The following is an 18,972-nucleotide window of genomic DNA, read 5'->3' as shown; positions in this document are numbered from 1 at the left end:
CGGGAACGGAAGTCGTGAGCGAGGACTCGACCCCTAACCGACCCCGCGCTCGGAACCGGCCCAGTACTGGGCGCGCAACGCCTTCTTGTCCGGCTTGCCGAGTGCGGTGAGTGGCAACGACTCGGCGAATATGACCCGCTTGGGCGACTGCACCGCGCCCTTGCGGTCCTTGACGGCCTGCTGGATCTCCGCGGTGATCCGCTCCTTGGCCGCGTCGTCGGCGTCGACGTCTGGGCGCAGCACCACCACCGCGGTGACCGCCTCGCCCCACTTCTCGTCGGGCACGCCGATGACGCCGACCTGGCCGACGGCGGGATGTTCGGCGACGACGTCCTCGACCTCGCGCGGGAACACGTTGAAGCCACCGGTGACGATCATGTCCTTGGTGCGGTCGACGATGTACCAGAAGCCGTCCTCGTCCTCGCGCGCGACGTCGCCGGTGCGCAACCAGCCGTCGCGGAAGGTCTCGGCGGTCTGTTCCGGCAGGCCGAGGTAACCGCCGGCGAGAAGTGGCCCGGCGACGCAGATCTCGCCCGGCTCACCCTGCGGGACCGGCTTGTCGTCGGGACCGAGCAGCGCGGTGCGCAGGAACGCCGACGGCCTGCCGCAACTGGAGAGCCGGCGCTGGTCCTCGCCCGGACCCGGGTGGTCGTCCTTGGCGAGGTAGCTGATGACCATGGGGGCCTCGGACTGGCCGTAGTACTGGGCGAAGATCGGGCCGAATCGCTCGATGGCCTCGGCGAGGCGGACCGGATTGATCGGGGACGCACCGTAATACACGGTCTCCAGCGACGACAGGTCGCGGGTCCGCGAGTCGGGATGATCGAGCAGCGCGTAGAGCATCGACGGCACGAGCATCGTCGCCGTGATCTTCTGCTCTTCGATGATGCGCAGCACCTCGGCGGGGTCGAACTTCGAGAGCACGACCATCGACCCGCCCTTCATCAGGGTCGGGATGAAGAACGCGGCGCCCGCATGCGACAACGGGGTGCAGAGCAGGAACCGCGGATGCTCCGGCCACTCCCACTCGGCGAGCTGGATCTGCGTCATCGTCGCCATCGCGCGAGCTGTGCCGATCACGCCCTTGGGCTTGCCGGTGGTGCCGCCGGTGTAGGTGATCGACACGACGTGATCCGGCGGGAGATGCGCGGCGACAAGCGGTTTCGGCTCGAAGTTGTCCGCCTCGGCGATGATGTCGCGACCATGGGCGGCGAGTTGTTCGGGCACCGGGCCGAGCGTGAGGATCTGCTTGAGGCCGGGGACCCGGTCCAACAGGGCGGCGGCACGTTCGACGAACATCGGGACCGGGTCGATGACGAGCGTCGAGACCCCGGCGTCGTTGAGGACGTAGGCGTGGTCGTCGAGCGAGCCGAGCGGGTGCAGCGCGGTGCGGCGCCAGCCCTGCGTCTGCCCGGCGCCGATGACGAACAACACCTCGGGACGGTTCAGCGACAGCAGCCCCACCGCGGTGCCGGTCCCGGCGCCGACGCTCTCGAAGGCCTGGATGTACCGGCTGATCGCGTCCGCCATCTCCCCGCCCGTCATCTCGGTCTCCCCGAGTGACAACACCGTGCGCTTGGCGTGACGCTTGAGCGCGGCGACCATCAGGTCGCCCATGTGCGTCCCGCCGCGGAGGTGATCGAAGTCGGTCGGTGCGGTCGTCGTTCCCTCGTTCGTCATGCCCCAAGACTAGGACGTGTTACAGATCCAGGAAAGAACTCCCACGAAAATTGCGGTTCTGATCCATAGAACTTGTTCTAAGTCCGCCGCTTCCGGCGCGCCGACCGATACCCGCCGGGACCTGAGTTGACCTAGGATCGGTCCATGACTGATCTCGACCTGGCCACCACCCGCCGCGACATCGCCGACGCCCTGCTCACCGCCCTGGAGCGTCGACACGAGGTCCTCGACGCCATCGTCGACGCGGAGAACCACGCGGAGGCCGTCTCCGCGATCGCCGATCTGCTCGGCAAGTCCCAGCTCGGCGCCGAGGCGATCCTCGACATGAAGCTCAAGCAGCTGACCAAGGACGAGCGCCGCAAGAACCAGGCCGAGCTCGACGATCTCAACAACGAGATCACCTTCACCCTGGCGCAGCGTCCGGCCAGCAGCGGCGACACCCTCGAGCTGCGTCCGTTCGACCCGGAGGCCGACGCCGAGCTGTTCGCGCTGCGGACCGAGGACATCGGCACCGCCGGCGACGGTTCGGGCGCGCCGGCCGGCGACGTCACCGCCGAGATCAAGGCGGCCACCGACCGCGTCGATGCCGAAGAGGCCGTGTGGCTCGTGGCCACCGACGGCGATTCCAAGGTCGGCCTGGTGTTCGGCGAGCTCAAGGACGGCGAGGTCGACCTGCGCATCTGGATCCACCCGGAGCATCGCAAGCGCGGTTACGGCATTGCGGCCCTGCGGAAGTCGCGGTCGGAGATGGCCGGATACTTCCCCGGCGTGCACCTGGTCGTGCGCGCCCCGTCGGCCTGACGCCCCGTCCGACGAAGACGTCCACCGCCCCTCGGGGTGGTGGACGTATTCGTTTCCGCGCGGCTTGTGCGGCTAGTGCTGTCGGCGCGGCAGGCCGAACCGGGCGACGATCGCGCGGATCCGGTTCTCGTCGTCGACGACGAAGGTCTCCGACACCTCCGCGCCGAGTTTCAGGGCCTTCGGCCGCACGTGCACGACGTACCGCGTGGAGACGGTGTGGCCGTCGACGGTGGCCGTGAAGTCCGAGATCCGGTGGATCACACGGAATTGCGGTCCGCGTGCGAGGCTGCGCGCGATGTGCGGCCCGTTGCGACCGGTCTTCAGGCCGAACTCGACGCGCGTGCAGTCCGGATGCAGCGACACCCCGGAGGGATCGTGGCTGACCAGGGCGTCGACGTACGCCCTGGCCGCCGCCAGGAGTTCCTCGTCTCGCCGTGAAGCGGTCACCGCGGACCGGTCACCGGGCGCCGTAGACCGGCATCGGGACCGGCGCCTTGGCCACGATCTCCTCGACCACCGGACCGAGTTCGGCGACCTCCCACCGAGCGCCCTTGTCCCGCTCGACACTTCGCTGCCAGCCGTCGGTGACCGAGATCTTGCCGCCCTCGATCTCGAAGACCCGGCCGGTAACCGAGCCCGCCTCCGGCGAACCGAGCCAGACGACGAGCGGCGAGACGTTGGCCGGGTCCATCACGTCGAACGACCCGTCGGCGGGCGGCGCCATCTGGGCGGCCATCGCCTCGCCGGCGCCCAGGGTCATCTGGGTGCGCGCCGCCGGCGCGATCGCGTTGACGGTGACGCCGTAGGAACCGAGTTCGGCGGCCGCCTGCACGGTGAGTGCGGCGATGCCCGCCTTCGCGGCGACGTAGTTGCCCTGGCCGATCGAACCGTAGAGACCGGCGCCCGAGCTCGTGTTGACGATCCGGGCGACCGGGGTGCGGCCCGCCTTGGCCTCGGCCCGCCAGTACGCCGCGGCGTGACGCAACCCGACGAAGTGCCCCTTCAGGTGCACACGGACGACGGCGTCCCACTCGTCCTCCGACAGCGACACCAGCATCCGGTCCCGGACGAAGCCGGCGTTGTTGACCAGGATGTCGAGGCGACCGAAGTTGTCGAGGGCGGCGGTCACCATCGCCTCGCCGTTCGCCCACTCGGCGACGTCGCCGACCTGCGCGACGGCCTCCCCGCCGGCGGCGCGGATCTCGTCGACGACCTGATCGGCCAGGTCCTGGGCGTAGTCGTTGACGACGACCTTGGCGCCGTCGGCGGCGAAGGCGAGCGCGTGCGCGCGGCCGATCCCCTGCCCGGCACCGGTCACGATGGCCACTCGACCCTCATTCGACTTGCTACTCAAGGTGTTTCCTTTCTGAACTGCGAAGAATCGGTGGCTCGCCGGACGTCTAGACGGAGTTGCCCGCCGTCGCGGCGTCGAGAAATGCGGGCTTCTCCCCGCCCCCGTGGACGGTCAGCGTCGACCCGCTGATGTATCCGGCCAGCGGCGACAACAGAAAGGCGACGGCGTTGCCGACGTCGGCGGGCGTCGCGAGCCGGCCCATCGGGATGGTGGCGCCGACCGCCGCCACCCCCTCGTCGTCGCCGTAGTGCAGGTGCGACTGTTCGGTGAGGACCGGACCGGCGACCACCGAGTTGACCCGCACCTTGGGCGCCCACTCGACGGCCAGCGAGGTCATCAGGTTGTCCAGGCCCGCCTTCGCCGCGCCGTAGGCCGACGTCCCAGGCGAGGGCCGGTGGCCGCTGACGCTCGAGACGTTGACGATCGCCCCGCCGTCGGCCTGCTCCTGCATGACCGCGTTGGCCGCCTTGGCCACGGCCAGCGGCGCCAGCAGGTTGAGGTCGACGATCTTGCTCGCGAACCGCACCGAGGCGTCGGCCGCCAGCGCGAACGGCGAACCGCCGGCGTTGTTCACCACGCCGTCGATCCTCCCGTTGCGGTCGACGATCTCGGCGATCATCGCCTCGACGGCGCCGGCGTCGCGCACGTCGCACGAGACGAAGGCGACGTCGCGGAGGTCCTCGGCGAGGCTGTCGGGATTGCGGCCGCAGATGACCGGCACGGCACCCGCCGACGCCAGCACCCGGGTGATCCCGGCGCCGACACCGCGCGCACCCCCGGTGACCAGCACGACCTTCCCGGCCAGGCCCAACTCGACCTGTGACTGCGTCTGCATGGGTGCTACCCTACCAAACAACCAAGCACTTGCTTGGTCAGTGCTTGTGCAGCCGCCGTGGTTGCCCCAAGCAGCGACGAGAGGAGCACGCGTGCCGATCACCACGACACGTACCGAAACCGGCATCGTCACCGTCACGGTCGACTATCCGCCGGTCAACGCCCTGCCGTCGGCCGCATGGTTCGAACTCGCCGACGCGATCACCGACGCCGGCAACGACCCGGCGACCCACGTCGTCGTCCTGCGCGCCGAGGGCCGCGGCTTCAACGCCGGGGTCGACATCAAGGAGATGCAGGCCACCGAGGGATACGACGCCCTCATCGGCGCCAACCGCGGGTGCGCCGCGGCGTTCGCCGCCGTCTACGACTGCGCGGTCCCGGTGGTCGTCGCGGTCAACGGGTTCTGCGTCGGCGGCGGCGTCGGCCTGGTCGGCAACGCCGACGTCATCGTCGCCTCCGACGACGCGGTGTTCGGCCTGCCCGAGGTCGATCGCGGAGCCCTCGGCGCCGCAACGCATCTCGCGCGCCTGGTCCCGCAGCACCTGATGCGGACCCTGTACTTCACCGCGAAGAACGTCACCGCCCAGCAGCTCGAGCATTTCGGCTCCGTCTACCGCGTCGTCCCGCGCGAGCAGTTGCTCGACGCCGCGATGGAGGTCGCCGGCGAGATCGCCGCCAAGGACACCCGCGTCATCCGCGCGGCCAAGGAGGCCATCAACAACATCGACCCGGTCGACGTGAAGGCCAGCTACCGCCTCGAGCAGGGCTACACCTTCGAGCTCAACCTCGCCGGCGTCGCCGACGAGCACCGCGACGCCTTCGTCGCCACCGGGAAGCCGCTGGCCGAAGCCAAGTCCGGATCGACAGCCTCGACCAACGGAGGACACGCCTGACATGCCGACCGACAAGACCAGCACCCTCGACGACGTCATCGGTGAACTCCGCGACGGGATGACGATCGGCATCGGCGGCTGGGGTTCCCGCCGCAAGCCGATGGCGCTCGTGCGCGCTCTCGCCCGATCCGACGTCAAGGATCTGACCGTGGTGACCTACGGCGGACCCGATCTCGGATTGCTCTGTGCCGCAGGCAAGGTCCGCCGCGCCTACTACGGCTTCGTGTCGTTGGACTCGGCGCCGTTCTACGACCCGTGGTTCTCCAAGGCTCGCACCAACGGCGAGATCGAGGTGCGCGAGATGGACGAGGGCATGGTCAAGTGCGGCCTGGAGGCCGCCGCCGCCCGGCTCCCCTTCCTGCCCATCCGCGCCGGACTCGGCTCCGACGTCCTGAAGTTCTGGGAGGGCGAACTCAAGACCGTCGAGTCCCCCTACCCCGACCCCGACGGCCGGACCCAGACACTCATCGCCATGCCGGCGCTCAAACTCGATGCCGCATTCGTGCACCTGGATCTGGCCGATGCCCACGGCAACGCCGCCTACACCGGGGTCGACCCGTACTTCGACGATCTGTACTGCGCGGCCGCGGAGCGTCGTTACCTCGAGACCGATCAGCTCGTATCGACCGAGGTCCTGGTGAAATCCGTTCCGCATCAAAGGCTCCTGCTCAACCGCATGAACGTCGACCGGGTCGTGCACACCCCGAACGGGGCGCACTTCACCTTCGCCGGGGACTACGGGCGCGACGAGAGGTTCCAGCAGTTCTACGTGGCGTCGGCCAAGGACCCCGAGGCCTGGAAGGCGTTCTCGCGCAGGTTCCTCGAGGTCGACGAGCAGACCTATCAGCGCGAGGTCGCCGCATGGCAGGACGACCAGAAGGAGGACGGACAGTGAGCACCGCAGAAACCCAGGCGCCCGAGTCCACCGAGGCCGCCACCCGCGCCGAGTACTGCGTGGTCTCCTGCGCCGAGATCTTCCGCGGCGCAGGGGAGATCATGGCGTCGCCGATGTCGCCGGTCGCACTGCTCGGCGCACGACTGGCTCGCCTGACCTTCGAGCCCGATCTGCTGATCACCGACGGCGAGGCGCTGATCCTCGCCGACACCCCGCCGATCGGCAAGACCGGCGCCATCGAGGGGTGGATGCCGTTCCGCAAGGTGTTCGACGTCGTGGCGTCGGGCCGTCGCCATGTGGTCATGGGCGCCAATCAGATCGACCGGCACGGCAACCAGAACCTCTCGGCGTTCGGGCCGCTGCAGCATCCGACGCGTCAGATGTTCGGCGTCCGCGGCGCTCCCGGGAACACCATCAACCACGCCACCAGCTACTGGGTCGGCCGCCACTCCTCCCGAGTCTTCGGGGAGTCGGTCGACATCGTGTCGGGTGTCGGGTACGACAAGGTCGACCCGGACAACCCGGCCTTCGACGACCTGAACATCCACCGCGTCGTCACCAACCTCGGCGTCTTCGACTTCGGCGGCCCCGACCACACCATGCGGGCGCTGTCGCTGCATCCGGGGGTCACCGCCGAGGAGGTGGCCGAGAACACCGGGTTCGAGGTCGCCGGCCTGGCCGACGCGCCGGAGACCCGTCAGCCGACGGCCGAGGAACTCTCGCTCATCCGGGACGTGCTCGACCCCAAGGGAATCCGCAACAGGGAAGTGAAATGAGCGCTCAACCGACACCGGCGCGCGCGGCGTCGCTGCGCACCCCGTTCACCGAGCTCGTCGGCATCGAGTACCCGATCGTCCAGACCGGGATGGGCTGGGTGTCGGGCCCGTCGCTGACCTCGGCCACGTCGAACGCCGGCGGCCTCGGCATCCTGGCGTCGGCGACGATGACCTACGAGGAGCTCGAGGCGGCGATCGCCAAGACGAAGTCGCTGACCGACAAGCCCTTCGGCGTCAACATCCGCGCCGATGCGACCGACGCGCCGCAGCGGATCGACCTGCTCATCCGCGAGGGCGTCAAGGTGGCGTCGTTCGCCCTGGCCCCCAAGCAGGAGCTGATCGCCAAGCTCAAGGACCACGGCGTGGTGGTCATCCCGTCGATCGGGGCGGCCAAGCACGCGGTGAAGGTCGCGTCGTGGGGCGCGGACGCGGTCATCGTGCAGGGCGGCGAGGGCGGCGGCCACACCGGCCCGGTCGCCACCACCCTGCTGCTGCCGTCGGTCCTCGATGCCCTGGCGGAGAAGGACATCGACATGCCGGTTGTCGCTGCCGGCGGCTTCTTCGACGGTCGCGGCCTCGCCGCGGCGCTCGCCTACGGCGCGCAGGGCGTCGCGATGGGAACCCGATTCCTGCTCACCTCCGATTCGGCGGTCCCCGACTCGGTGAAGCAGGAGTACCTCAAGCGCGGACTCAACGACACCGTGGTGTCGGTGAAGGTCGACGGTATGCCGCACCGGGTGCTGCGGACACCGCTCGTCGAGGCCCTGGAGAGCGGCAACTCGGTCAAGGCACTGTTCGCAGCTGCCCGTAACGCCAACGAGTTCAAGCAGATGACCGGGATGCGTTGGACCAGCATGCTCAAGGACGGCCTCTCGATGAAGAAGTCGGGCGAGCGCACCTGGCAGCAGGTCATCATGGCCGGCAACACCCCGATGCTGTTGAAGGCCGGCCTCGTCGAGGGTGACACCCGCGCGGGTGTCCTCGCGTCGGGCCAGGTGGTCGGCATGATCGAGGACCTGCCGAGCTGTGACGAGCTGATCCAGTCGATCATGCATGAGGCCCACGAGCGCCTCAAGGTCCTCGCCTCCCTCGGCTGACCCGGGTATCGGGGTGAGCCGGGCCCCAGCAAAATCGCACCTTCGCTCCAGAATCGCGAGTTCCAGCTCGCGATTCTGGGGCTGAACCCGCGACTTCATCCCGGCTGCTGGAGAAGGCCCGGAGCGAGCGGAGGGCCCTCACGAGCCCTCCGGTAGGTTCGCCTAGTGACTACTCCCGATGTTCTGCGGCTCGAATCGGTCGACTTCGTCCGTCAGGGGCGCCCGATCCTGTCCGATGTCCACTGGACCGTCCGCGCCGGCGAGCGCTGGGCCCTCATCGGCCCGAACGGTGCGGGTAAGTCGACGATCCTGAGTCTCTGCGGTGCTCAACAATTCCCGACGCACGGCACGGTGGACGTCCTCGGACATCGGCTCGGTCACGTCGAGATCCGCAGGCTGCGCGAGTCGATCGGTCACGTGAATCCCCGACACCCGCTGCGCTCACCCCTCACCATCCGCGAGGTTGTCCTGACGGGCGCCACCGGCACCACCGAGCTCATGAACCACTGGACACCCGACACCGCGACTCTCGCGCGGGCCGACGAACTCGTCGAGACACTCGGACTCGGTACCCTCGCCGACGCTCCATGGACGAATCTGTCGCAGGGTGAACGCGGCCGGACGCTCATCGCCCGTGCGCTGCTGCCGAACCCGCGGCTCCTGCTGCTCGACGAGCCGTCGACCGGCTTGGACGTCGCTGCGCGCGAACGACTCCTGTACACCGTCGACCGGCTGCACCGGTCCCACCCCGAGCTGGCGACGGTACTGGTCACGCATCACCTCGAGGAGTTGCCCGAGACCACGACGCACGCCTTGCTGGTGTCCGGCGGGCGGGTGCTCGCCGCGGGACCTGCCCACGACGTGCTGACCACCGAGCTCGTCACCCGCTGCTTCGACTACCCGATCGAGATCGAGCATCGGGACGGGCGGTGGTCGGCGCGAGGAGCGTCCTGAAGAACGTTCCCGAACTCAGGATCGCGACTACTCGGGTCACGGCGACTCGGGTTGCGCCGGTCCGGGTGGGGCGGCGCGGGGTACGACACCGGTTCCGACCGCGCCGGTTACGACGACGCGGCGAGCGTCCAACCCGCGGCGGCCGCGCGCTGGTTCCAGAACTCGCGGTAGCGGCCACCCCGGGCCAGCAGCTCGCCATGGGTGCCGATGTCGTCGACGCCACCTCGGTCGTCGAGCACGACGATCTGGTCGGCCGCCACCACCGTCGACAGCTTGTGCGCGATCACGAGCACGGTGCTGCGGTCGGCGAGCCGGCGGATCGACTCGGCGACGTGGGCCTCGTTCTCCGGGTCGAGCGCGCTGGTGGCCTCGTCGAAGAGGACGATCGGCGCGTTCTTCAGCAACGCCCGCGCGATCGAGACACGTTGACGCTCACCGCCGGACAGTGCCGATCCGCCTTCGCCGACGACGGTGTCCCAGCCGTCGGGCAGTCGTTCGACGATGGAGGTGACTCCGGCGGTCTCGGCGGCCGCGCGGATCTCGGCGTCGGAGGCGTCGGGCCGGCCGAGTCTGATGTTCTCCCACAGGGTGTCGTCGAACAGGTAAACGTCCTGGAACACCTGCGACAGCTGACCCATGAGCCGGCCGGTCTCCTGGTCGCGGACGTCGACGCCGCCGACCTTCACCGAGCCGCCGTCGACGTCGTAGAAGCGGGCGATGAGGCGGAAGATCGTGGACTTGCCCGAACCCGACGGGCCGACGAGTGCGGTCATCGTGCCGGGGGCGGCACGAAGTGTCACGTCGCGCAGCACCGGCTTGTCCTTCTCATATCCGAAGGTGACATGCGACAACTCGACGGCGCCGGGCTCGACGATGGGCTTGGGCACGTCCGGCGCAGGCATCCGGTCGGTGTCGAGAACGCCGGTGATGCGGTTGATCTCATCGGTCGACATGCGCAGCGTCGATCCGAGTTCGGCGAGTTCGCCGATCGGACCGAAGAACCGCGCCGCCAGACCGAAGACCGCGATGAGCAGGGCGGGTTCGACGTTGCCGGACACCGCGAGCCACGCGCCGTACGCGAGCACCGCGCTGAACACGACCTGCACCGTCAGACCGTTGAGCAGGATGCCGAGGATCGACCGCCACAACATCGACCGGCCCACGCGGGCCTGACGACCCAGCGCCTCGGCAAGCGGGGCGTGCGCGGAGTCGGCGGCGCCGAAGGCACGCAGCACGGCCTGGCAGCGGGCGTACTCGATGACGCGGTTGTTGACCGTCACGGCCTCGGCGCGCTTGCGCCGCTCGGCCTTCGAGAGGAACTTGCTCGAGAGCTTGCCGACGTACATCAGCACGAGGCTGCCGGCCACCATGAGCAGTCCGATCCGCCAGTCGAAGACGCAGATGCCGATGACCACCACGATCGAGCTGACCGTGTTCACCACGACCGGAGTGATGTAGTGCGCGCCGGTGCTTCCCACGAACATGGTGCCCTTGACCGCGATCTGCGAGACCTCGCCGATGCGCTCGCGGGTGAACCAACCGAGCGGCAGCGTGACCATGTGGTCGCCGAGTCGGTGGTGCAGCATGCGCATCGCGTAGAGCGCCATGGTCATGCCCTTGATGGACTGGACGTAGGCACTGACCGCACAGATCGCGACCAGGATTCCCAACGGCCACAACCAGGCCGCGGCACCGGAGCGGTCACCGGTGAGCAGGTTCTCGGCGATCGGGACGAGCGTCAGCATCGCGAGGCCCTGGGCGATGCCGTAGACGAGGACCCAGCCGAGGAAGACGACCATCCGGGCGCGCTCGGAGCCCAGAATCGTGTAGAAACCGCGGATCATCGTGCCACCCCGTTGCTTTCGATCATGCTGTCGTCGCCGCTCGCGCCGCGGGCGATCTTCTCGTCCTGCCGGGTGGTGCCGGCCTCGTAACCGGCCCACATCATCGAGTACAGACCGCCCTTCGCGAGCAGTTCCTCGTGCCGTCCCTGTTCCACGACGCGTCCGCGGTCGAGCACGACGATGTTGTCGGCGTGCGTGATCGAGCCGAGCCGGTGTGCGATGACCAGGACGGTGCGCCCGACCATGAGGGCGCCGATGGCCTTCTGGATCTCGGCCTCCGACTCGGGGTCGGCGAACGCGGTCGCCTCGTCGAGCACCAGGATCGGGGTGTCGGCGAGAAGTGCCCGCGCGATCGAGACCCGTTGCGCCTCACCGCCGGAGAAGTGGGCGGCGTCACCGACGATCGTGTCGTAGCCGTCGGGCAGGTCCAAGATGCGGTCGTGGATCTGCGCGGCGAGTGCGGCGTGGTAGACCTCCTCGTCGGAGGCCTCCGGGCGTCCGAGCCGGATGTTGTCGCGAACCGACATGGTCAGCAGCTGCACGTCCTGCAGCACGAAGCCGACGTGGCGGTACAACTCCGACGTCGCGATCTCGCGGACGTCGACGCCGCCGATGCGCACCGAACCGGAATCCGGGTCGCCGAAGCGCGGCAGCAGCGTCGCCAGCGTGGACTTGCCGCTGCCCGACGGGCCGACGAGCGCGGTCACGGTGCCCTCGCGCAGGGTCACGCTCACCCCGTCGAGCGCCTTCACACCGGAGGGCACACCGAGGCGCGGCGGGTAGGTGAAGTGGACGTCCTCGATGACCACGTCGTGGCCGTTGGGGACCTTCGGGTTCTCGGGGATCGTCAGTTCGGGTTCGGCGAGCAGGTCGGCGATGCGCAGCGCCGCGGCCGACGCCTGCTGGCGGGTGTGCACCGCGGTCGACACGGTCAGCAGCGCGGACGGCAGGACCATCGCGATCAGCGTCGAACCGACCAATTCGATCGGGCTGACCCAGCCGTTGTCGACGAGCCAGTACCCGACACCCAGGTTGACCAGCAGGATGAGCGGCGCGGAGATGAGCACCGTGGTGATGGCCTGGACCCGCAGCATCGGGCCCATGTAGCCGGCGAAGTCGTCGTTGAACTCGTCGGCGGCCTCGATGAACCGCCGGTGCGCCTTACCGGTCTGGCCGAAGGTCTTGACCACTGCCACGCCGTTGATGAACTCGACGATGGTGGCGCTGATGCGCGCGACGCCGCGGTCCATCTTCTCCATCTCCGCGGTGAGGTCGCGGGCCATCCACGAGTACGTCAGCGCGTACAGCGGGACGGTCGCGATGGCGAGCAGACCGAGGCGCCAGTCCAGCACGAAGCAGTAGACCAGGGCGAAGATCGGCGAGAGCACGGCCGCGGCCGCCTCGACCTGGGCGTGTGCGACGAGGTAGTGCAGGTCGGCGACGTCGTTCTGCACGGACTTGCGGACCGCGCCGGAGCTGGTCCGGCTGAACCAGCCGAGCGGAAGCCGTCCGAGCTTGTCGGTGATCCGGATGCGCAGCCGCGCCTGGAGATCGAGGTCGGCGAAGTGGGTGATCGCCAGCGCCAGGAAGCTGAACAGGGCACGCGCCGCGAGTCCGCCGACGACCAGCCACACCACCAGCCAGACGCGGCCGGTGTCGAGCGTGCCGGGCGCCAGCAGCGTGCGGCCGAGTTCGACGATGCCGATGTACGGGACGATCGTCGCGGCCGAGGCGAGGATCTGGACGAGCTGGGCGAGGATGATCCGTCCACGCACCGGGGCGAGGATGTCCGCGAGCGCCGCGGCCTTCGCCTTGGCCTCCGCACGGGCGTTCTCCCGGACGGTCTTCGGATCCTCCGGGGTGCTTGCGGACTCCTGTGTGGGGGTCGGTGTGGCGACGTCTGTTCCGCCGATAGTCATAGGCGAACCTTAGCCGCCCTCACCTGCCGCGAGAAAGGGAACCCTAACCTCGCTCAGCGCGGCAGGATGCCGTCGAGCACGATCGAGAGGTACTGATCGGCGATCTTCTCCACCGACAGCGCGCCGCCCGGGCGGTACCACCGGACCGCCACCCACACGGTGTCCCGCATGAACCGGTACACCAGTTCGACGTCGAGGTCTGGACGGAACTCCCCCTCGTCGACGCCGCGCTGCAGCACCGCGTGCCACAGCTGCCGGAATTCGACGTTCAGCTCGGAGATGTAGGAGAAGCGTTCCTGGCTCGACAGCCGCTTGGCCTCGTCCTGGTAGATCGCGACGGCGTTGCGCTCGGCGTCGATCGATTCGAAGGACGCGATGACGAGGCGACGCAGTGTTTCGGTGGCCGACAACCCGGCCGCCGCGATGTCGCGGTACTTGGCGAACAGCTCGTCGAGGAAGCGGCGCAGGATCTCGTCGACCATCGACTCCTTGGAGTCGAAGTGGTGATAGAGACTGCCCGACAGGATGCCGGCGGCGTCGGCGATGTCGCGGACCGTCGTCGAACGCAGGCCGTTCTCGGCGAACATCCGGCCCGCGGTGGCGAGCAGCTCGTCACGGCGTGACGAGTTCTTGGTCGTCTCGGCACCCGAAGCGGTTTTCTGACCACGTGGTGACACGCATCCTCCTGGAGAGTCTGCCCATCACCCTAGCAAGCGCTTGGCCGGGAACATCGTGAGATGAACCCGGCCAAGCGATCATGCCAGTCGTATTTCAGGGTCGGCGCACCGGGCGCCCGACCGGATCAGGCGCCGAGGCGCTTGCGCACCTTCTTGATCGCGCGGTTGTTGAAGAACTTCCACAGCTTGAGCTGGTTGTCGGTGAGCTTGGAGTCCTTGGGCAGGAACGGCGGCGACATGAGGTCGGCGACCGTCATCGGCAGCGTCGAGAACGCGACCGCGCGAGCGTGACTGAAGGTCTCGAAGCCGGTCTTACCGTGGTAGCCGCCCATGCCGGAGCGGCCGACGCCGCCGAACGGCAGGTCGCCGCTGAACAGATGGATGGCGAAGTCGTTGCCGTTGATCGAGCCGCTGCGGGTGTTGTCGGCGAGCTTCTCGAAGCGGTCGTTGCGGTCGCCGCACCAGTACATGGTCAGCGGGTGCGGGTGCGAGGTGATGTGGCTGATCACCTCGGTGATCTCGCGGTACGGGTAGACCGTGAGGACCGGACCGAAGACCTCGTCCTCCTCGATCTTCATGCCGGCCTTGACGCCGGTGAGCAGCGTCGGCGGGATCTTGCGCCGCTCGGCGTTCGGCAGGGGCTCGCCGCCGGGGATCACCTGACGCTTGGTGGCGCCGAGCTGCTCGGCGTCCTCGATCAGGCCGACGATGCGCTCGTAGTTCTTCTGGTTGATCGTCGACGTGTACTGATCGTTGTCGAGGATCGTCGGGAACATCTCGGTCCAGCGGGCGATCACCTTGTCGGTGAACTGACCCAGCTTGCTCTCCGGGACGAAGACGTAGTCGGGGCACAGGCAGACCTGGCCGCCGTTGACCATGCGGGCGTCGGCGAGCATCGTCGCCGCCTTGTCGATGTCGGCGTCGATGTCGACGACGGCCGGGTTCTTGCCGCCGAGCTCGAGGGTGACCGGGATCAGGTTCTTCGCGGCCTCCTGCGCGACCGACGCGCCGACTTCGGGCGAGCCGGTGAAGAACATGTGGTCGACCTTGAGCTTGGCGAAGTCCGAGCCGGAGCCGTGCTTGGAGGTGACGACCGCCAGCTCCTCGATGGAGAAGTAGTCGGGCGCGTGCTTGGCGATGACGTCGGTGGTGCGCGCGGTGATCGACGACGGACGCATCAGGACGCGGTTACCCGCGGCGAAGGCCGAACCCGCCGGCACGAAGGTCAGCTGCAGCGGGAAGTTCCACGGACCCATGATGCCGACGACGCCGAGCGGGTCGTGGCGGACGCTCTGCTTGTAGCCGAGCAGGCCCTGGATCTTGGCGTACTTGGTCTCCTGCATCCACTCCTTGACGCCGCGGCGCTGGTGGGTGAGGTCGATCATGCAGCCCGCGACGTCGGCGGCCAGCGACAGCTCACGCGGACGCGTGCCGAAGTCGGCGGCGAGCGCCTCGGCGATCTCGTCGGCGTGGTCGAGGAGGAGTGCCGAGAGCCGGGTGATGCGGTCGATGCGGGTGTCCGCGTCCGGGATGCCGTCGCGCAGGAACGCGGCCCGCTGGATCTCGACCAGTTCGGTCAGTGTGTATTCCTCCGACGACACGCCACGCTTGGCGGTCGCCGCTGCAGTGCTGGTGTGCTCAGCAGGCTTGGTCATCGAGATCCCCTCAGGTTCTTCGTGCTGGATCTGGGTCCTTGGCATTCGGTTGGAACAAAATGCTCCACTTGTCCCACACAATAGTATGCGCCAGGTCACACCAGTATGCGCCACGTCACAAGTCACATGTGGGAACATCCGTTGTCAGAAGTGTACGGGGCGGAAAAGACAAGGTCGAGACCATCCCGGATGTAGGGAAGGTCTCGACCCTGCCGTGTGGGTACTGGTCAGCCCAAGCGCTCGATGATGGTGACGTTGGCGGTCCCGCCGCCTTCGCACCCGCGGCTGACCGCCGCACCTCAGCCCAAGCGCTCGATGATGGTGACGTTGGCGGTCCCGCCGCCTTCGCACATCGTCTGCAGGCCGTAGCGGCCGCCGGTGCGCTCGAGTTCGTTGAGCATCGTCGCGAACAGCTTGGCGCCGGTCGCGCCGAGCGGGTGGCCGAGGGCGATGGCGCCGCCGTTGGGGTTGACCTTGGCGGGGTCGGCGCCGGTCTCCTTCAGCCAGGCGAGCACGACGGGCGCGAAGGCCTCGTTGATCTCGACGACGTCGATGTCGTCGATCGACAGGCCGGTCTTCTCGAGTGCGTACTTGGTGGCCGGGATGGGCGCCGAGAGCATCATCACCGGGTCGTCGCCGCGCACGGACATGTGGTGGATACGGGCGCGCGGGGTCAGGTTGTGTTCCTTGAGCGCGCGCTCGGAGACGACGAGGGTGGCCGACGAGCCGTCGGCGATCTGCGACGCCACCGCGGCGGTCAGTCGCGACCCCTCGGCGAGCACCTGCAGGCCGGCCATCTTCTCCAGCGAGGTCTCGCGGGGGCACTCGTCGACGACGCAGTCGCCGAGCGGGACGTTCTCGTTGTCGAACTTGCCCTCGGCGATGGCGGCCCGGGCGCGCTCATGGGATTGCAGCGCCCAACGCTCCATGTCCTCGCGGCTGATGTCCCACTTCTCGGCCATCATGTCGGCGCCGATGAACTGCGAGACCTGCGCGTCGCCGAAGCGTTCCTGCCAGCCCTTGGATTCCGCGGTGGGCGTGGTGAACCCGAATTCCTTGCCGGCGATCATCGCCTGCGAGATCGGGATGGCGCTCATGTTCTGCAGACCGCCGGCGACGACGATGTCCTGGGTGCCGCTCATGACGCCCTGCGCGGCGAAATGGATGGCCTGCTGGCTGGACCCGCACTGGCGGTCGACGGTGGTGCCGGGCACCTCGAGCGGCAGTCCGGCGGCGAGCCATGCGGTGCGCGCGACGTTGCCGGCCTGGCCGCCGATGGTGTCGAGGCAGCCGAACACGACGTCGTCGACGGCGGCCGGATCGATGCCGGTGCGCTCGACGAGCGCGGAGATGATGTGGGCGCCGAGATCAGCCGGGTGCACCTTGGCGAGCGAGCCGTTGCGCTTGCCGACCGGCGTGCGGATGGCGTCGACGATGTAGGCCTGGGGTGTGGACATGGGCGGGACTCCTTGCTTCTCTACGGGAAGGTTCGTGCGGGGCCGGTGATCAGGCCCGCTGGCTGGAGATCGAGACGACCTCGCCGGTGAGGTAGGTGGTGTAGTCGCTGGCGAGCATGGCGACCGTCGCTGCGACCTCCCACACCTCGGCGGCACGGCCGTAGGCCTCCTTGGACGCCAGTTCGTCGAGCAGTTCGTCGCTGGTGACCTTGGCGAGGAACGGGTGCTTGGCGATCGACGGGGCGATCGCGTTGATCCGGACGCCGACGTCGGCCGCCTCGAGCGCGGAGCAGCGGGTCAGCGCCATCACACCGGCCTTCGCCGCGGCGTAGTGCGCCTGTCCGCGCTGGGCGCGCCAGCCGAGGACCGAGGCGTTGTTGACGATCACGCCGCCGTGCTCGACAGAGCCGAAGTAGCGCAGGGCGGCCCGCGTCGCGCGGAAGGTGCCGGTGAGGGTGATGTCGAGGACGCGGTCCCACTCCTCGTCCGTCATCTCCGCGACCGGGGTCTCGCCGCCGAGGCCGGCATTGTTGACCAGCACGTCGATGCGGCCGAGTTCGGTTGCGGCGTCAGCGATCAGGGCGTCGACCTCGGCGGTCACCTGGACGTTGCAGGTGCGCTGGGCGACGGTGCGCTCGGGGAACTCGGCGCTGAGTCGCTCCGCGGCCTCACCGAGGCGGCGCTCGTGCCAGTCGCTGATGAGGACGTCGGCGCCCTCGAGGAGCGCGCGGCGCGCCGAGGCGAAACCGATGCCGGTGCCGGCGGCCGCGGTGACGACGACCTTCTTGCCCAGCAACAGGTTGTGGCCGGGGGTCTCGGCCGGCGGGGTGGCCAGCGGCGAGATCACGTGGGTACCTGCGTCCGTTGCGGTCATTCAGCGAGCCTCTCGGGGAAGGCCGAGCACACGCTCGGCGATGATGTTGCGCTGCACCTCGTTCGACCCGCCGTAGATGGTGTCGGCGCGGGTGAACAGGTAGAGCCGTTGCCATTCGTCGAGTTCGACGTGTTCGGGGTCGGCGATGTCGTTGGGTTCGCCCTCGACGGTCGTCGGCGGACCGATGAGCGCCGGAGCCCCGACGACGTCCATGGCGAGTTCGCCGAGGTCGCGATGCCAGTTGGCCCACAACAACTTCGAGACCGACGCCGCGCCCGCCTGGCTGGTGACGTCGCCGTCGAGCGTCCGCTGCGCGTGGGCTCGCATGACCTTGAGCCCGATGTCGGCGCGGACGAGGCGCGAGGCGATCTCCGGGTCGTCGACGGCGCCGTTGGAGCGGGCGAGGTCGGTGAGGTTCTCGAGTTCGCGCGCGAACCCGACCTGCTGGCCGAGTGTGGAGACGCCGCGTTCGAACTGCAGCAGACCCATCGCGACCTTCCAGCCGTCGCCGGGTTCGCCGACGATCAGGTCGGCGTCGGTCTCCGCGTCGTCGAAGAAGACCTCGTTGAATTCCGATGTGCCGGTGAGCTGTTGGATCGGCCGCACGGTGATGCCGGGCTGGTCGAGCGGCACCAGCAGGAAGCTGAGGCCGGCGTGACGCGACGACCCCTTCTCCGTGCGCGCGAGCACGAACACCCACTGCGCGACGTGGGCCAGCGAGGTCCAGATCTTCTGGCCGTTGATGATCCACTTGCCGTTCTCGAGCCGCGCCGAGGTCGAGACACCCGCGAGATCGGAGCCGGCGCCGGGTTCGGAGTAGCCCTGCGACCACAGTTCGGAGACGTCGACGATGCCCGGCAGGAACCGCTTCTTCTGCTCCTCGGTGCCGTAGGCGATCAGCGTCGGACCGAGGAGCTCCTCGCCCAGGTGGTTCACCCGCGCGGGCGCGTTGGCGCGCGCGTACTCACGATGGAAGATGATCCGCTGTTCCAGGGTGGCGCCGCGGCCGCCGTATTCGGTCGGCCAGCCGATGCAGGTCCAGCCGGCGCGAGCCAGGTGACGGTCCCATTCGAGCCGCTCGGCGAAGAACTCGTGCTCGCTGCCCGGGCCGCCGCGACCCTTGAGGCCCGCGAACTCACCCGTCAGGTTCTCCTCCAGCCACGAGCGAACCGCGGCGGCGAACTCGTCGGCGGCCTTCGGCGTCGACTTGGCCCATTCGCCCAGGTCGACGCCACGATCCGCAAGATTGATCGAGGTCATTT

Annotated in this window: 17 protein-coding genes; 6 read left to right on the top strand and 11 right to left on the bottom strand. The window is 68.7% G+C overall.

The annotated features are described in order from the left end of the window. Window positions 1-33 precede the first annotated feature (33 nt). Window positions 34-1,680: a fatty-acid--CoA ligase FadD8 gene (gene fadD8, locus GP2_RS16525; protein ID WP_006901678.1), complete on the bottom strand. Its 1,647-nt coding sequence runs from the start codon at window positions 1,678-1,680 to the stop codon at window positions 34-36. 144 nt (window positions 1,681-1,824) lie between these two features. Here fadD8 and GP2_RS16520 point away from each other — a divergent pair, with 144 nt between their 5' ends. After that, window positions 1,825-2,481, top strand: a complete 657-nt coding sequence (locus GP2_RS16520; RefSeq protein WP_006901677.1) for a GNAT family N-acetyltransferase — start codon at window positions 1,825-1,827, stop codon at window positions 2,479-2,481. A gap of 72 nt (window positions 2,482-2,553) precedes the next feature. Here GP2_RS16520 and GP2_RS16515 read toward each other — a convergent pair whose 3' ends face one another. The 3 genes from GP2_RS16515 to GP2_RS16505 are packed head-to-tail and all read right to left on the bottom strand — an operon-like array spanning window position 2,554 to window position 4,670. Next, the gene (locus GP2_RS16515; protein WP_006901676.1) at window positions 2,554-2,928 is read right to left on the bottom strand and encodes a DUF8021 domain-containing protein; all 375 of its coding nucleotides are present in this window, start codon (window positions 2,926-2,928) and stop codon (window positions 2,554-2,556) included. A 10-nt stretch (window positions 2,929-2,938) separates the two neighbouring features. Beyond that, complete coding sequence (locus GP2_RS16510; RefSeq protein WP_040527302.1) at window positions 2,939-3,835, bottom strand: SDR family oxidoreductase; 897 nt, start codon at window positions 3,833-3,835, stop codon at window positions 2,939-2,941. A gap of 46 nt (window positions 3,836-3,881) precedes the next feature. Next, window positions 3,882-4,670 carry an SDR family oxidoreductase gene (locus tag GP2_RS16505; protein WP_006901674.1) on the bottom strand — a complete coding sequence of 263 codons (789 nt, stop codon included), beginning with the start codon at window positions 4,668-4,670 and terminating at the stop codon, window positions 3,882-3,884. Between the two features lie 91 nt (window positions 4,671-4,761). Here GP2_RS16505 and echA20 point away from each other — a divergent pair, with 91 nt between their 5' ends. The 5 genes from echA20 (at window position 4,762) to GP2_RS16480 (ending at window position 9,284) form a co-directional block, all read left to right on the top strand. Further along, the gene (gene echA20, locus GP2_RS16500) at window positions 4,762-5,562 is read left to right on the top strand and encodes a (7aS)-7a-methyl-1,5-dioxo-2,3,5,6,7,7a-hexahydro-1H-indene-carboxyl-CoA hydrolase (protein WP_006901673.1); all 801 of its coding nucleotides are present in this window, start codon (window positions 4,762-4,764) and stop codon (window positions 5,560-5,562) included. Between the two features lies 1 nt (window position 5,563). Next, entirely contained in the window at window positions 5,564-6,457 is an 894-nt protein-coding gene (locus GP2_RS16495; RefSeq protein WP_006901672.1) for a CoA transferase subunit A, read from the top strand. Continuing rightward, window positions 6,454-7,233: a CoA-transferase subunit beta gene (locus tag GP2_RS16490; protein ID WP_006901671.1), complete on the top strand. Its 780-nt coding sequence runs from the start codon at window positions 6,454-6,456 to the stop codon at window positions 7,231-7,233. The genes GP2_RS16495 and GP2_RS16490 overlap by 4 nt, the downstream gene beginning before the upstream one ends. After that, window positions 7,230-8,330 (top strand): NAD(P)H-dependent flavin oxidoreductase, encoded by a 1,101-nt coding sequence (locus GP2_RS16485; protein ID WP_006901670.1) that lies wholly within the window; start codon window positions 7,230-7,232, stop codon window positions 8,328-8,330. The genes GP2_RS16490 and GP2_RS16485 overlap by 4 nt, the downstream gene beginning before the upstream one ends. 165 nt (window positions 8,331-8,495) lie before the next feature. After that, window positions 8,496-9,284, top strand: coding sequence for an ABC transporter ATP-binding protein (locus GP2_RS16480; protein ID WP_006901669.1), 789 nt, complete (start codon window positions 8,496-8,498; stop codon window positions 9,282-9,284). Between the two features lie 107 nt (window positions 9,285-9,391). Here GP2_RS16480 and GP2_RS16475 read toward each other — a convergent pair whose 3' ends face one another. From GP2_RS16475 to GP2_RS16445, 7 genes are all read right to left on the bottom strand, one after another. Continuing rightward, window positions 9,392-11,128 carry an ABC transporter ATP-binding protein gene (locus GP2_RS16475; protein WP_006901668.1) on the bottom strand — a complete coding sequence of 579 codons (1,737 nt, stop codon included), beginning with the start codon at window positions 11,126-11,128 and terminating at the stop codon, window positions 9,392-9,394. Further along, the gene (locus GP2_RS16470) at window positions 11,125-13,047 is read right to left on the bottom strand and encodes an ABC transporter ATP-binding protein (RefSeq protein WP_006901667.1); all 1,923 of its coding nucleotides are present in this window, start codon (window positions 13,045-13,047) and stop codon (window positions 11,125-11,127) included. Before GP2_RS16470 ends, GP2_RS16475 begins: the two co-directional genes overlap by 4 nt. Window positions 13,048-13,100: 53 nt before the next feature. Beyond that, window positions 13,101-13,724: a TetR/AcrR family transcriptional regulator gene (locus tag GP2_RS16465; RefSeq protein ID WP_006901666.1), complete on the bottom strand. Its 624-nt coding sequence runs from the start codon at window positions 13,722-13,724 to the stop codon at window positions 13,101-13,103. A gap of 125 nt (window positions 13,725-13,849) precedes the next feature. Then, the gene (locus GP2_RS16460) at window positions 13,850-15,379 is read right to left on the bottom strand and encodes an aldehyde dehydrogenase family protein (protein WP_006901665.1); all 1,530 of its coding nucleotides are present in this window, start codon (window positions 15,377-15,379) and stop codon (window positions 13,850-13,852) included. A 299-nt stretch (window positions 15,380-15,678) separates the two neighbouring features. Continuing rightward, window positions 15,679-16,836, bottom strand: a complete 1,158-nt coding sequence (locus GP2_RS16455) for an acetyl-CoA C-acetyltransferase (protein ID WP_006901664.1) — start codon at window positions 16,834-16,836, stop codon at window positions 15,679-15,681. Between the two features lie 49 nt (window positions 16,837-16,885). Then, window positions 16,886-17,710 (bottom strand): SDR family oxidoreductase, encoded by an 825-nt coding sequence (locus GP2_RS16450; RefSeq protein ID WP_006901663.1) that lies wholly within the window; start codon window positions 17,708-17,710, stop codon window positions 16,886-16,888. After that, window positions 17,711-18,970, bottom strand: coding sequence for an acyl-CoA dehydrogenase family protein (locus GP2_RS16445; protein WP_006901662.1), 1,260 nt, complete (start codon window positions 18,968-18,970; stop codon window positions 17,711-17,713). It abuts the gene before it with no gap. Window positions 18,971-18,972 lie beyond the last annotated feature (2 nt).

Source organism: Gordonia paraffinivorans NBRC 108238 (assembly GCF_000344155.1).
GTDB lineage: Bacteria > Actinomycetota > Actinomycetes > Mycobacteriales > Mycobacteriaceae > Gordonia > Gordonia paraffinivorans.
Note: the sequence above shows the minus strand (reverse complement) of the source record. Positions and strands in the feature narration are given on the sequence as shown.

What these genes read in the sequence shown, in the direction of transcription:
- GP2_RS16470 (WP_006901667.1), bottom strand. Translation starts at nt 13,047, where the DNA reads ATGACTATCGGCGGAACAGACGTCGCCACACCGACCCCCACACAGGAG.
- GP2_RS16460 (WP_006901665.1), bottom strand. Translation starts at nt 15,379, where the DNA reads ATGACCAAGCCTGCTGAGCACACCAGCACTGCAGCGGCGACCGCCAAG.
- GP2_RS16520 (WP_006901677.1), top strand. Translation starts at nt 1,825, where the DNA reads ATGACTGATCTCGACCTGGCCACCACCCGCCGCGACATCGCCGACGCC.
- GP2_RS16475 (WP_006901668.1), bottom strand. Translation starts at nt 11,128, where the DNA reads ATGATCCGCGGTTTCTACACGATTCTGGGCTCCGAGCGCGCCCGGATG.
- GP2_RS16505 (WP_006901674.1), bottom strand. Translation starts at nt 4,670, where the DNA reads ATGCAGACGCAGTCACAGGTCGAGTTGGGCCTGGCCGGGAAGGTCGTG.
- GP2_RS16495 (WP_006901672.1), top strand. Translation starts at nt 5,564, where the DNA reads ATGCCGACCGACAAGACCAGCACCCTCGACGACGTCATCGGTGAACTC.
- GP2_RS16445 (WP_006901662.1), bottom strand. Translation starts at nt 18,970, where the DNA reads ATGACCTCGATCAATCTTGCGGATCGTGGCGTCGACCTGGGCGAATGG.
- GP2_RS16485 (WP_006901670.1), top strand. Translation starts at nt 7,230, where the DNA reads ATGAGCGCTCAACCGACACCGGCGCGCGCGGCGTCGCTGCGCACCCCG.
- fadD8 (WP_006901678.1), bottom strand. Translation starts at nt 1,680, where the DNA reads ATGACGAACGAGGGAACGACGACCGCACCGACCGACTTCGATCACCTC.
- GP2_RS16455 (WP_006901664.1), bottom strand. Translation starts at nt 16,836, where the DNA reads ATGTCCACACCCCAGGCCTACATCGTCGACGCCATCCGCACGCCGGTC.
- GP2_RS16450 (WP_006901663.1), bottom strand. Translation starts at nt 17,710, where the DNA reads ATGACCGCAACGGACGCAGGTACCCACGTGATCTCGCCGCTGGCCACC.